This is a genomic window from Parasphingorhabdus sp. NYA22, assembly GCF_976973735.1.
In genome coordinates this window covers 2,940,415-2,952,485 of the sequence record NZ_OZ333477.1, presented here as the reverse complement: position 1 = coordinate 2,952,485, position 12,071 = coordinate 2,940,415, and the positions used below count along the sequence as shown (strand labels likewise).

At 58.5% G+C, this 12,071-nt stretch carries 12 protein-coding genes; 6 read left to right on the top strand and 6 right to left on the bottom strand.

Annotation, left to right across the window (positions count from 1 at the left end):
* Window positions 1-121: 121 nt before the first annotated feature.
* The 3 genes from ACWFTY_RS14130 to ACWFTY_RS14120 form a co-directional block, all read right to left on the bottom strand.
* Window positions 122-793 (bottom strand): nitroreductase, encoded by a 672-nt coding sequence (locus ACWFTY_RS14130; RefSeq protein WP_447524823.1) that lies wholly within the window; start codon window positions 791-793, stop codon window positions 122-124.
* Window positions 790-2,622 (bottom strand): cobaltochelatase subunit CobT, encoded by a 1,833-nt coding sequence (gene cobT, locus ACWFTY_RS14125; RefSeq protein ID WP_447524822.1) that lies wholly within the window; start codon window positions 2,620-2,622, stop codon window positions 790-792. Before cobT ends, ACWFTY_RS14130 begins: the two co-directional genes overlap by 4 nt.
* Before the next feature lie 87 nt (window positions 2,623-2,709).
* Window positions 2,710-4,821: a transglycosylase domain-containing protein gene (locus ACWFTY_RS14120; RefSeq protein WP_447524821.1), complete on the bottom strand. Its 2,112-nt coding sequence runs from the start codon at window positions 4,819-4,821 to the stop codon at window positions 2,710-2,712.
* Between the two features lie 114 nt (window positions 4,822-4,935).
* On the opposite strand from ACWFTY_RS14120, the gene ACWFTY_RS14115 reads away from it, so the two are divergent.
* A complete protein-coding gene (locus tag ACWFTY_RS14115; protein ID WP_447524820.1) occupies window positions 4,936-5,310 on the top strand; it encodes a hypothetical protein in 375 nt (124 codons plus the stop codon).
* 13 nt (window positions 5,311-5,323) lie between these two features.
* On the opposite strand, the gene cobS is transcribed toward ACWFTY_RS14115, so the two are convergent.
* Together cobS and ACWFTY_RS14105 are read right to left on the bottom strand one after the other, a co-directional pair.
* Entirely contained in the window at window positions 5,324-6,313 is a 990-nt protein-coding gene (gene cobS / locus ACWFTY_RS14110) for a cobaltochelatase subunit CobS (protein ID WP_447526903.1), read from the bottom strand.
* Between the two features lie 54 nt (window positions 6,314-6,367).
* Window positions 6,368-6,976: a J domain-containing protein gene (locus ACWFTY_RS14105; RefSeq protein WP_447524819.1), complete on the bottom strand. Its 609-nt coding sequence runs from the start codon at window positions 6,974-6,976 to the stop codon at window positions 6,368-6,370.
* Window positions 6,977-7,089: 113 nt separating this feature from the next.
* On the opposite strand from ACWFTY_RS14105, the gene ACWFTY_RS14100 reads away from it, so the two are divergent.
* The 3 genes from ACWFTY_RS14100 (at window position 7,090) to ACWFTY_RS14090 (ending at window position 8,683) form a co-directional block, all read left to right on the top strand.
* A complete protein-coding gene (locus tag ACWFTY_RS14100; protein ID WP_447524818.1) occupies window positions 7,090-7,365 on the top strand; it encodes a BolA family protein in 276 nt (91 codons plus the stop codon).
* 62 nt (window positions 7,366-7,427) lie between these two features.
* Window positions 7,428-7,793 (top strand): cupin domain-containing protein, encoded by a 366-nt coding sequence (locus ACWFTY_RS14095; protein WP_447524817.1) that lies wholly within the window; start codon window positions 7,428-7,430, stop codon window positions 7,791-7,793.
* The gene (locus tag ACWFTY_RS14090; RefSeq protein WP_447524816.1) at window positions 7,790-8,683 is read left to right on the top strand and encodes a pirin family protein; all 894 of its coding nucleotides are present in this window, start codon (window positions 7,790-7,792) and stop codon (window positions 8,681-8,683) included. The genes ACWFTY_RS14095 and ACWFTY_RS14090 overlap by 4 nt, the downstream gene beginning before the upstream one ends.
* 180 nt (window positions 8,684-8,863) lie before the next feature.
* Here ACWFTY_RS14090 and ACWFTY_RS14085 read toward each other — a convergent pair whose 3' ends face one another.
* Window positions 8,864-9,919 carry a DUF2332 domain-containing protein gene (locus ACWFTY_RS14085; RefSeq protein ID WP_447524815.1) on the bottom strand — a complete coding sequence of 352 codons (1,056 nt, stop codon included), beginning with the start codon at window positions 9,917-9,919 and terminating at the stop codon, window positions 8,864-8,866.
* Between the two features lie 45 nt (window positions 9,920-9,964).
* Here ACWFTY_RS14085 and hisG point away from each other — a divergent pair, with 45 nt between their 5' ends.
* Window positions 9,965-10,615 carry an ATP phosphoribosyltransferase gene (gene hisG, locus ACWFTY_RS14080; protein ID WP_447524814.1) on the top strand — a complete coding sequence of 217 codons (651 nt, stop codon included), beginning with the start codon at window positions 9,965-9,967 and terminating at the stop codon, window positions 10,613-10,615.
* A gap of 138 nt (window positions 10,616-10,753) precedes the next feature.
* On the top strand, window positions 10,754-12,049 hold the full coding sequence (gene hisD, locus ACWFTY_RS14075) for a histidinol dehydrogenase (protein WP_447524813.1): 1,296 nt from the start codon (window positions 10,754-10,756) through the stop codon (window positions 12,047-12,049).
* Window positions 12,050-12,071: the final 22 nt, after the last annotated feature.

The window sequence follows — 12,071 nt, the reverse complement described above, 5'->3', positions numbered from 1 at the left end:
AGCCGAGAAAACCGAGTCTCGGATAGTAGAATATCGACACCGGTGGTGGATTGAGTGACCATCGTCACATTGCGGGACGTTTTTGCCCCGAATATTGCCCGAAAACCGTAGCCTGCAGTGGTTAAAAACCGCGAAACTCTATTGCATCGCTGATCGGCACGCGAGGAACATCGAAATTGTTGATCGGGGCATCCGGGTCGCGATAGCCGATCGCCATGCCGCAAAAGAATATATGCTCATCATCAATATCAAGCAATTCGCGCATATGGGTGCCGTACATCGCCCAGATTTCCTGAGGGCAACTGTCGAGGCCTTCTTCGCGCAGCAGCAGCATCACTGTCTGCAGCCACATGCCCATGTCCGACCATTGCGGCGGTCCCATATATTTTCTGGTGTAGGTGAACAATTGCACTGGTGCGCCGAAACTGTCCCAGTTTTTTGCCATCTGTGCGACCCGTCCCGCGGCGTCGCCCCGTTCCAGACCGACGGCGTCGAACATATCTTTGCCAACTGCGCGGCGCTGTTCTTCATAGCGACCATCGAGATCCTTGGGATAGATCGCATATTCCATATCTTCGCCCATCGGCGCAGTCGCGGCCTTGGCCTTGACGGAAGCGGTGATGTTCTTGAGCGCATCTCCGCCAACGACAACCGCGCTCCATGGCTGGGTGTTGCCGCCAGAAGGGGAGCGCTGTGCCGTTTCGAGAACGCGTTCCAGAATTGCCTTGTCGACCGGCTTGTCAAGAAACTGGCGCACGGACCGGCGGGAGGTGACGGCTTCGGTTACGTTCATTTTGATCCTTCTTCGTCGAACAGCCCGGCCAATTGCTCGACCATAGTTCCGCCCAGTTGCTCGGCATCCATGATCGTGACCGCTCTCTTGTAATAGCGCGTCACATCATGACCGATGCCGATGGCGACCAGTTGCACCGGCGAGCGGCTTTCGATCCATTCGATCACCTTGCGCAGATGGTTTTCCAGATAGGCGCCATGGTTGACCGACAGCGTGCTGTCGTCGACCGGCGCGCCGTCGGAGATGACCATCAATATACGGCGTTCTTCGGGGCGGGCGATCAGCCGGCTATGCGCCCAGAGCAGGGCCTCGCCGTCGATATTTTCCTTGAGCAGGCCTTCGCGCATCATCAGGCCGAGATTTTTCTTGGCATGGCGCCAGGGTTCGTCAGCCTTCTTGTAGACAATGTGGCGCAGGTCGTTGAGCCGTCCGGGATTGGCCGGACGATCCGCCGCGAGCCAGTCTTCGCGGGTCTGGCCGCCTTTCCAGGCGCGAGTGGTGAAGCCGAGAATTTCGGTTTTGACGCCGCAGCGTTCCAGCGTGCGTGCCATGATGTCGGCGGAAATCGCAGCAATGGATATCGGACGACCGCGCATCGAGCCGCTGTTGTCGATCAGCAGAGTCACGACGGTGTCGCGGAAATCGGTTTCGCGTTCGATCTTGTAGGACAGGCTGTGCGAGGGATTGCTGACCACGCGGGCGAGGCGGGCGGCATCGAGCATGCCCTCTTCCTGATCGAAATCCCAGCTGCGATTCTGCTGCGCCATCAGGCGGCGTTGCAAGCGGTTGGCAAGCTTGGTCACCGCACCCTGTAAATTGGTCAGCTGCTGGTCGAGGAAAGCGCGCAGTCGCGTCAGTTCTTCTTCGTCGCAAAGCTCTGAGGCGCTGACGACCTCGTCATATTTTTCGGTCCACGGCGCATAGTTGAAGCCGGGGGGCAGGTCGGACATCGCCCGATTGGGGCGGACCGGCATCATGCCGTCGTCGCCGGCGTCTCCCATTTCCTCTTCGGCGCCTTCTTCCAGCTCCTCGGCATTCTGGTCGCTTTCGCCGTCCTGGCTATCGTCGTCCGATGGTTCGGAGCGCATTTCGGACTCGCCCTGGTCACCGGTCGCTTCCTCGTCAGCGCCGTCATCCTGACTGTCGTCGCTGTCTTCATCGCTGTCATCGTCGTCGCTGTCGTCAGCTTCGGATTGATCATCGCTCTGGATCAGATCAAGATGCTGGAGCAACTGGGTCGACAATTTGGCAAAGCTGTTCTGGTCGTCGAGCGTCAGGTTGAGGCCGTCGAGATCCGTGCCTGCACTTTCCTCGATCCACTCGCGGAGCATGTCGAGGCCCTTGACTGTGCCTGCTGGCGGCGCTTGTCCGGTCAGTTTTTCCCGCGCCAGCAGGGCTAGCGCAGTGGAAATCGGAACCTCATCACGATTCTGTGCCCGTGCAATAGGGTCGGAACGCATCCGCATTTCCAGCGCTGCGTTCAGATTATCCTTGGCGCCGGACATGACGCGGGATCCCAGCGCGTCGGTGCGAACCTGTTCGAGCGCATCGAAGCAAGCGCGTGCTACGGCTTCCTGCGGGGCGTTTTTCCGGTGCGTCGCTTCGTTGTGATGGCGCAATCTCAGCGAAAAACTGTCGGCAAAGCCGCGCGCTTCGGCGACTTGCGCCGGTGGCAGGTCGCGCGCCGGCATTGGCACCTTGAGATGCTGACCGGCTTGCGACGGGGCTTCGGCGGTATAGGCGAGTTCAAGGTCCGGATCTCCGGCAATAGCGCGCGCCGCGCCACCCAGCACGTCTTTCAAGTCATCAAGTTTGGAACGGTCAGCCATAGAAGCGAACAGCTTTAAGCGGAAAGGCGAGGGGAATCAAAGGCCTAATTTCCTGCTTTTTTGTTAGGCGGGATCTTGCGACCAGGTTTACTGTCCCGGTGGGGTTTCCACCTGCCGCCGTTCGATCGCCATGCCATCGCCATCGATCCTCAAATCCACCGGCACACCACCTATTTCCGTACCAACCCGGACACCGGAATCGCCATTTATCCTGATATCGATATTGCCGGGTTCAGCCGGGATATCAGGAATTTCTGGCAGATCGAGTGGAGTGACCGGGCCTTCGGGGTCTGGCTTTTTGACCGGTTTGGCGGTGCCAGCGGGCTTTTTGGACTGGACAGCCTGCTGCATGAAGTCCTTCCAGATACTTGCGGGCAGGCTACCGCCACTAACGCCCTTCAGCGGTGTATTGTCATCATTGCCGATCCAGACGCCGACCACCAGCCGGTCATCGCCGTCGCCAGCATAGCCGACGAACAGCGCGTCGCGATTGTTCTGGCTGGTGCCGGTTTTGCCGTAATTGGGGATCGTCAGCATGGCCCGTCGTCCGGTGCCGTCGTTGACCGCCGTCCGCAGCAGCGATTCCATGTTGGCATGGGTTTTGGCCTCATAACGTCCCGGCCAGTCGAACAGCCACTCGGTCCAACCCTGTTTCTCCCTCTTGAAGGCATAAGGCTCCACCGGCCAGCTGTTGCCGGCAACCCCTGCATAAGCAGCGGTCAGCTCCATCAGGTTCATCGTCGATGTTCCAAGCGCCAGGCTGGGATCATCTTCGGCGAGTCTGGATTTGACCCCGAGATTGCGGGCTTCGCGGATCACGGCCTTGTCGCCGACCTGGCCAAACAGGCGCACCGCCGCGACATTGCTCGATTTGGCGAAAGCGTCTTTTAAACTGAGCGAGCCGCGATATTTTTCGCCGGCATTTTTGGGAAGATAGCCGCCCTTGGTGATCGGCGTGTCGTCGATCATGTCATCCGGGCTCATGCCCGAGCGCAGCGCGGCCAGATAGACAAACAGTTTGAAGGTCGATCCGGGCTGGCGCTGGGCCTGGGTGACCCGGTTGAAGGCGGATTTTGCATAATCCTTGCCGCCGATCATCGCCACGACTTCGCCATCCGGGCGCATTGCAACCAGAGCAACCTGCGCCTGACCGAGCGGCGCGCGCGCCACCGCGCGGCGGGCAATTTCCTGCATCCGGGAATCGAGCGTCGTGGTCAGGTTGAGCTTCTCGTAGCTGAGATCAGCCAGTTCCCGCGCTTGCGGCATCGCCCAATCGGCAAAATAGGTGCCGGTGGGCAGGGCGTTTTTGGCGCGGACGTCCAATCTGGCGATGCCGAGGCCATCGGCCTCGTTCTGGGTAAGATAGCCAGCGCTGACCATTGCCGCCTTGACCAGATTGGCTCTTTTTGCCGCCAGCTCCGGGTTGCGCGTCGGGGCGAGGCGGGACGGCGCCTGAACCAGACCGGCCAGCATGATCGCCTGTTCCAGCTTGAGATTTTCCGGCTGGCGATAGTAATAATGCAGCGACGCGGCGCGTAATCCGTAGACATTGTCGCCGAAATAGACGTTGGACAGATAGCGTTCGAGTATCTCATCCTTGGTCAGCCAGGCCTCCAGCCAGAAGGCGATCAGCATCTCGCGCGCCTTGCGCGTCAGGCTGCGTTCCGGGGTCAGAAATGTCGTCTTGGCCAGTTGTTGCGTGATCGTGCTGCCGCCCTGGGTCATTCCGCTGCCGGAGATATTGCTCAACAGCGCGCGAGCGAAGCCGCGCGGGTCAACGCCCCAGTGCGTATAGAAGCGCCGGTCCTCGATCGACATGAAGGCCTGCATTACATGATCGGGCAATTTTGCGACTTGAACAGGGTCATCGACGACCGCGCCATTGCGTGCGAACGGCTGTCCGTCGGAGGTCAGCAGGGTGATTTGCGGCGGAACGATCGGCTGCAGGGATTTGGATAAAGGCGCGGTGATCGCAAGATAGGCGACCAGCAGGACGAACAGCAACAGCCCGGCGGCAAGAGCGCGGCTAAACCACCACCATTTGCCACGCGGTTTTTTGAGCGGCGCAACAGGTTCGTCAATGCGTGGCGGGATGGCATCGCCATAGGGTTCATAATATGTGTTCTCGGCCGCCGGCTTGCCGCGAAATGGCCAAAACCAGCGTCGTTTAACATAGGAATCAGGGCTAGGCTCAAGCATGTAAATGCTGTGTTGCCATAATAATACGCCGTTGGCGAGAAAGAAGTTTGGAAAGGATGAAGGATTTGCTAGTCAATTGGCATATCTCGGGAATGGATGATGCTAGGAAAATTTTTGAAAATCGGAAATCCATTTAGACTGACCCAACGCGAATATGAAGCGACGATCAATGCGCTGAATATTTTCTTCGGCGCGATTATCGGTGTCAGTCTAGGCAATATCACCGAAATCCCGATGGATGACTATGTGATTTTGCTGGTCATCATCTCGGCGATGGTGAGCAGCATCCTGCTCGTGACCTATACCCATCGCCGAATCTGGAACAGCGTCATGCTGACGGGGGTCTTGCTGGCAGCCTGGTATGCTGAAAGCGACACCGGTGGACTCATCGATTTCCCTGAACGCGTTTTGCCGACACTCACGGTATGGGCGGTGCTGGCCGTGACGACCGAATTTTCGGATCGTGCAGAGGACCCCAAAGCCGACTAGATTTGGCGCGTGACTATTTGCCCATCACGCTTTCCGGCAGATCTTCGCCGAACACCCGCTGATAATATTCCGCTACCAGCATCCGCTCCGCTTCGTCGCATTTGTTGAGGAAAGAGAGCCGGAAGGCGAAGCCGATATTTTTGAAGATCGCGGCATTTTGCGCCCAGCTGATCACGGTCCGCGGACTCATCACCGTGGAAATATCGCCGTTGATGAATCCCTGACGGGTCAGGTCGGCGACCTTGATCATATTTTCGATCGTCTTGTCACCGGCGTCCGGCACTTTCGACAGGATCACCTTCGCTTCGGTTTCAGCGGGCAGATAGTTCAGCGTCACCACGATATTCCAGCGATCCATCTGGCCCTGGTTTATCTGCTGGGTGCCGTGATAGAGGCCGCTGGTGTCGCCGAGGCCGACCGTGTTGGCGGTTGCGAACAGGCGGAAATAAGGGTTGGGACGGATCACCCGGTTCTGGTCGAGCAGAGTCAGCTTGCCTTCGGCTTCCAATATGCGCTGGATCACGAACATAACGTCCGGGCGACCGGCGTCATATTCGTCGAACACCAGTGCGGTTGGCGTCTGCAGCGCCCAGGGGAGCAGACCTTCGCGGAATTCGGTGACTTGCTGGCCATCCTTCAGGACAATCGCATCGCGACCGACCAGATCGATACGGCTGATATGCGCGTCGAGGTTGATCCGGATACAGGGCCAGTTGAGGCGTGCGGCAATCTGTTCGATATGAGTCGATTTTCCGGTGCCGTGATAGCCTTGCACCATCACCCGGCGATTGAAGGCGAAACCGGCGAGGATCGCGATCGTCGTTTCCGGATCGAAAACATAGGATGGATCAAGGTCGGGAACCCGTTCGTCCTTTATGCTGAACGCAGGAACCTGCATATCCACATCCACACCGAAAACCTCGCGGGCATCGACGGTTATGTCGGGTGCATCCATTACAGTTTCGTCGCTGGCGTCCGGGTTGATATCGGGTATGTCGGTCATCATAGTCCTTCGAAAAATCTCTGCTGCCCTAGGCAATGCCAAAGGGGCGAGCCACTATCTAAAATCTGGTGATTCCTTGAGCTGCGTATAGGCCTCGATCACTTTTGCCAACTGTTTCTCGTGGCTGCGGTCACCGCCATTGCGATCTGGATGATATTTGCGGACCAGCGCGGAATAGGCGCGGCGGATATCGCTGCGGACAATGGATTTGGCGTCACTGTTGCCTAGCCCTAGCGTCTTGAGCGCTTTCTGATCCGCGCCGGAGAGAGCAGGGCCGGACGTCTGGCGGCGGTTGAGACCACCGGCAAATCGCGCACCAATTGCATCCAGCGGATCGGTAAAATCGCTCCATGCCGGTTGCGCACCCGCTCCGCCGTCATAGATTCGGCGGGACGAATCCCATCCCCTGACCGGATGCTGTGCGTCGAATATCTCTTCGGCGTCCATGCCGGCGAAATAGTCATAGCCCTGGTTAAACTCGCGAACATGGTCGAGGCAGAGCCAGCGATATTCGCCGGGGCCGTCGTAACTGCGGCCAGAACCATAGATGGGCGGTGCGCGAAATTCGCCACATTCCTCGCATCCGTCCACGGCGCAGGGCTGGCCTTCAGTTTCGACGCGGCCATGAAAACGGCTGGCTTTTCTTTGGGGGGAAACGGTCAATCTTGCTCCGTTGGTCCTGCTGTTCGAAGGACGGTTTGAAAGCCATAAACGCACTTCGACAAGCGCAGCACAAACGGCTAATATGTTGAGTGAAAAAGCAATATGGAGATTCGATGCCCAAAGGTCCAGTCCACAGCGAGATAGAAAAGCGGCTCAACGCCGAACTCGCGCCAATATCGCTTGTCGTGACCAACGACAGCGCCAGCCATCACGGCCACGCCGGCGACGATGGCAGCGGGGAATCGCATTTTTCCGTCGAGATCGAATGCGCGGCCTTTGCCGGTCAGTCCAGGCTCAACCGCCAGCGTATGGTGAACAAGGCGCTGGGTGATATGATGCGGGACCAGGTCCACGCGATGGTGATCAAGGCGAAGGCACCGGGGGAGTGAATTGAGCCTTCTCCCTCACGGGAGAAGGTAAAAGCGTTGCAGCAACGAGCGAAAGGTCGAACATGATCCGCAAAATCAATCTTGCCGAAGCTTTCGCCAGTTTCTCCGATCATTGGTCCCCGAAAGTCGCGGGCGATATCAATGACGCGCAGGTGAAGCTCGCCAAATTCGAGGGCAAGTTCGACTGGCATCATCATGACGAGGAAGACGAGTTGTTTCTGGTGGTCAAGGGCACGATGCGCATGGGGCTTCGTGACGGGGATGTTGATGTCGGGGAAGGGGAGTTTCTCATTGTGCCCAAGGGCGTTGAACATCGTCCGGAAGTGTTGGACGGCGAATGCCATGTGCTTTTGCTGGAACCAAAATCGATCCTGAATACGGGAAATGTGATCACCAAGAAAACCGTCAGAGATCTGGATGTCATATGACTATCATTGCGCAAACGATTACGCCCACCACTCACGACCTAGGCGAGTTTCAGGTCCGCCGCGTGCTGCCATCGCGGCATCGTCGGATGGTGGGGCCGTTTATCTTTGTCGATGAATTTGGCCCGGCATCACTGCCGGAGGGACCAGGCATGGGCGTGCGTCCGCATCCGCATATCAATCTGGCGACGGTAACCTATTTGTTCGAAGGCGCGATTGACCATCGCGACAGTCTCGGCACCCATCAGACAATCCGGCCGGGTGAAGTCAACCTGATGACCGCGGGCAGGGGGATTGTCCATTCGGAGCGGTCTCCGCTTGAAACAATAAATGAACCAAAGCCGATGTTCGGCATGCAGACCTGGCTGGCTTTGCCCGACGGCAAGGAAGAAATTGACCCGGCGTTCGAGAATGTCGGGGAGGAAGGTTTGCCGCTGATCGAGGATGGTGGCGCCAAAGCCCGGATTATCATGGGTAGCCTTTGGGGACAGACGGCGCCGACGACCTGTCACGCAGAGACTATTTACGCTGATATATTACTGTACGCCGGTGGCGCGATCCCGATCGATGCGGAGGCCGACGAACGGGCGGTGATGTTGGTCGATGGCGAGGGGACGCTGGATGGTGTGCCGCTGGAGAAATATGTGCTTTACGTGATCGCCCCGGGCGCAAAGGTGTCGCTTTCATCGCTGTCGGGCGGGCGTGCGATGCTGCTCGGCGGCGAGGCTTTTGCCAGCGAACGCCATGTCTGGTGGAATTTTGTCTCATCCAGCAAGGATCGGATCGAACAGGCCAAGGCGGACTGGTTTGAAGGGCGCTTTCCTGTGGTTCCGGGTGATCCGGACGAATATATTCCGCTGCCTACGGGTAAGCCGAATACAGTTACGGATTGAGAAGCCATCTCCTATAGGGAGAGGCAAGTGTAGCTGGCCCGCTTGCGGGCAAGCGGAACTCGGTGAGGGGATCGTCAAGCCGAGAGTACTAAACCCCTCACCGACTGCGCCTAAGGCAATGAATTGCCAAGGCTTGTTGCATCTCCCTATGGGAGAGGGCAATCTACTCTTCCTACCTTATTAGCCCTCAAACCACTCGACCCAGGCACCATGGGCATGGGCGCGGCCCAATAGCGCCGGTTCTTCACCGCCGGGCCAGTAGCGGATGATCAGTTCGTGGCTGAAGGTCTTGCGATTGGTTTCCAGCGACATCCATGCAAGGGGCCTATCCGCTGTCGCCGCTTTGCCGGCCGTTTCCATGGCTTTGGTGATCCGGTCCCTGGTTGCCTGCGGCAAATATTGCCAGACAATCGAATGCATCAGCACCCGGGTCACGCCGCTTTCTTGGGGCTGGGTCAGCTGCTGTTCGGTCCAGTCGGCGGCATCGGCTTTCGCGACATTGGGCGGGTTCTGTTTGGCCAAGGCGATCGAGGCTTCCATACGCTCGAAGCGGACGGGCATTTCCGGCCAGATATAGCCCTTGAGCCGCGCGGCGGTTTCGTCGTCGGTGAGATCGATCGGATTCTGGTCGCAGCCGCGAGCGCTGACAATCTCGACCGGGGCTTGCGGGGGAGGCGGGCCGCGCCACTCGGGCTTGATCCGCATCGGCGACTCCTCTGGTCCCGTCAGAACGCCGTTCAGGTCATAATGATAGCGGTCCATCATCGTATTCACCCCGGCACTGGCTCCGAGTTCGAGCAGTTCGAATCGCGGCCCGACCCGTCCTGACAGCCAAAGCAGGCCGGCCATGAAACTGGACGATCGACCGGATTCATTGGTCTGCGGTGGGTTGTCGAACCAGGTCAGCAGATTTGCGTCATGGTCGGCGACAACCTGTCCGACCAGACGATCAATGTCGTACTGATCGGTGATCCGGCCTTCGTAAATCTCGGCCAGTCGCGGTTCCTTGCCGCTGAGATAGAGGTGATGCAGCCCGCCGGTGAGGCGCAGCGGCATCGCGTCTTCCAGCGGTTTTCCCGGCCAGCGCGCAATCTTTTGCCCGCAGGCTGTCGGGCCGTTCATCAACGGCAACTGGGCGATGATGATCGAGGCTGTTACCGGTGCATCGTTGCGCAAACAATGTTCCGCCTGACCGCGCATTCCCTGTGCGATATCTTCCACGTCCAAAATGTCCATAACTCGTTGCCCTTTCATCTGCGAAGCCGTAAAGCCGCGGCCATCATGGCCAAACCACTAATCTTTGCAATTCCGAAAGGGAGGATTCTCGACGATGCCTTGCCGCTCCTGGAGCAGGCGGGAATTGTGCCAGAAGACGCCTTTTTTGACAAGTCCAACCGCAGTCTGCAATTCGCGACGAATCTGCCGCATATGTCGATCATCCGGGTGCGGGCGTTCGACGTGGCAACGTTCGTTGCACATGGCGCGGCGCAGATCGGCATCGTCGGGTCCGACGTGATCGAGGAATTTGGCTATAGCGAGCTTTACGCGCCGGTAGACCTCGGTATCGGCCGCTGCCGCCTGTCGCTGGCCCAGCCGAAGGATGATGCAGAGGAGGTCGGCAATATTTCCCATCTTCGGGTCGCCACCAAATATCCCAATCTGACCAGCCGCTATTTCGAGAGCAAGGGCATTCAGGCAGAATGCGTGAAGCTCAATGGCGCGATGGAACTGGCGCCGTCGCTGGGTCTGTCGCGGCATATCGTCGATCTGGTCGAATCCGGCAGCACGCTGAAAGCCAATAATCTCGTCGAAACTGACCGGATACTGGATATCTCCGGCCGGCTGGTCGTCAACCGCGCGGCATTCAAGATGCGCAGTGCCGAGTTGACGCCGCTGGTGCAGAAATTCCGCGAGCTGGCGGGACAGGTCTGATGGTGTCGGTCAACAATTTTCACCCCTCCTCTTCAGAGGAGGGGATCAAGGGGTGGTGCCGATGCTCTTGCATTACTCGCGTCAGCGATATGCGGGCCGGAACCACCCCAACCCCTCCTTTGAAAAGGAGGGGCTAAGATGGCTCTGCGACTATCCATTTCTGATCCGGATTTCGATGCTGCCTTTGACGCGCTGGTTAATGCCCGGCGCGAGGCGGATGCGGATGTCTCGGCCGATGTTCGGGCGATCATTCAGGATGTTCGTGATCATGGCGATGACGCTGTTGCGCGGCTGACCAGCAAATTTGACCAGCATGATCTGGAAGAGACCGGCTGGCATGTCGACAAGGCCGAGTCCGAAGCGGCACTGGAAGGTCTGGAAGCATCTTTGCGCGTGGCGCTGGAACTGGCGGCCTTGAGAATTCGTGATTATCATGACGGCCAACTCCCTGATAACAGGGATTATATAGATGACGCCGGCGTGCGCATCGGCGCGCGCTGGGGCGCGGTCGAGCGGGCGGGCATCTATATTCCGGGAGGCCGCGCGGCCTATCCCTCTTCAGTGCTGATGAACGCCATTCCGGCCAAGGTTGCCGGCGTCGAGCGGATCATCATGGTCACGCCTGCGCCCGGTGGATATATCAATCCGCTGGTGCTGGCGGCGGCAGAACTGGCTGGCGTCGACGAAATCTGGCGCATTGGTGGCGCTCAGGCGGTGGCAGCGCTCGCATATGGTACAGAAAAGATCAAATCTGTCGATGTGATTACCGGTCCCGGCAATGCCTGGGTTGCTGAGGCCAAGCGGCAGGTGTTCGGTGTCGTCGGCATTGATATGGTTGCAGGGCCGTCAGAGATTGTTGTCGTGGCCGATGGCAAGAATGATCCCGACTGGATCGCTGCCGATCTGCTCAGCCAGGCGGAACATGATCCGACCAGCCAGTCGATATTGTTCACAGATGATGCCAAATTTGCCGATCAAGTTTCTGAGAAGATAGCCGAACAACTGGGCGTTCTGAAAACATCCGCAACCGCGACCACCAGCTGGAGTGATAATGGTGCGATCGTCATTGTCGACCGTCTGGAGCAGGCGGTGCCTCTGGTTGACCGGCTGGCTGCCGAACATCTGGAACTGGCGATCGATGAACCGGACGCCATGTTCCGCAAGATCCGCCATGCCGGTTCGGTCTTTCTGGGCCGTCACACACCCGAAGCCGTCGGTGATTATGTCGCCGGTCCCAATCACGTATTGCCAACCGGAAGACGGGCGCGTTTTTCGTCCGGCCTCTCGGTGACCGACTTCATGAAACGCACCAGCTTCATCCACTGTGATGAACAGGCCCTGCGCAATATCGGCCCGGCCGCGGTCGCTCTGGCAGAAGCAGAGGGCTTGCCCGCCCATGCCGCCAGCGTACAGAAGCGGCTCGACCGGCGCTGACAATCAAGAGAAAGAAACGTCC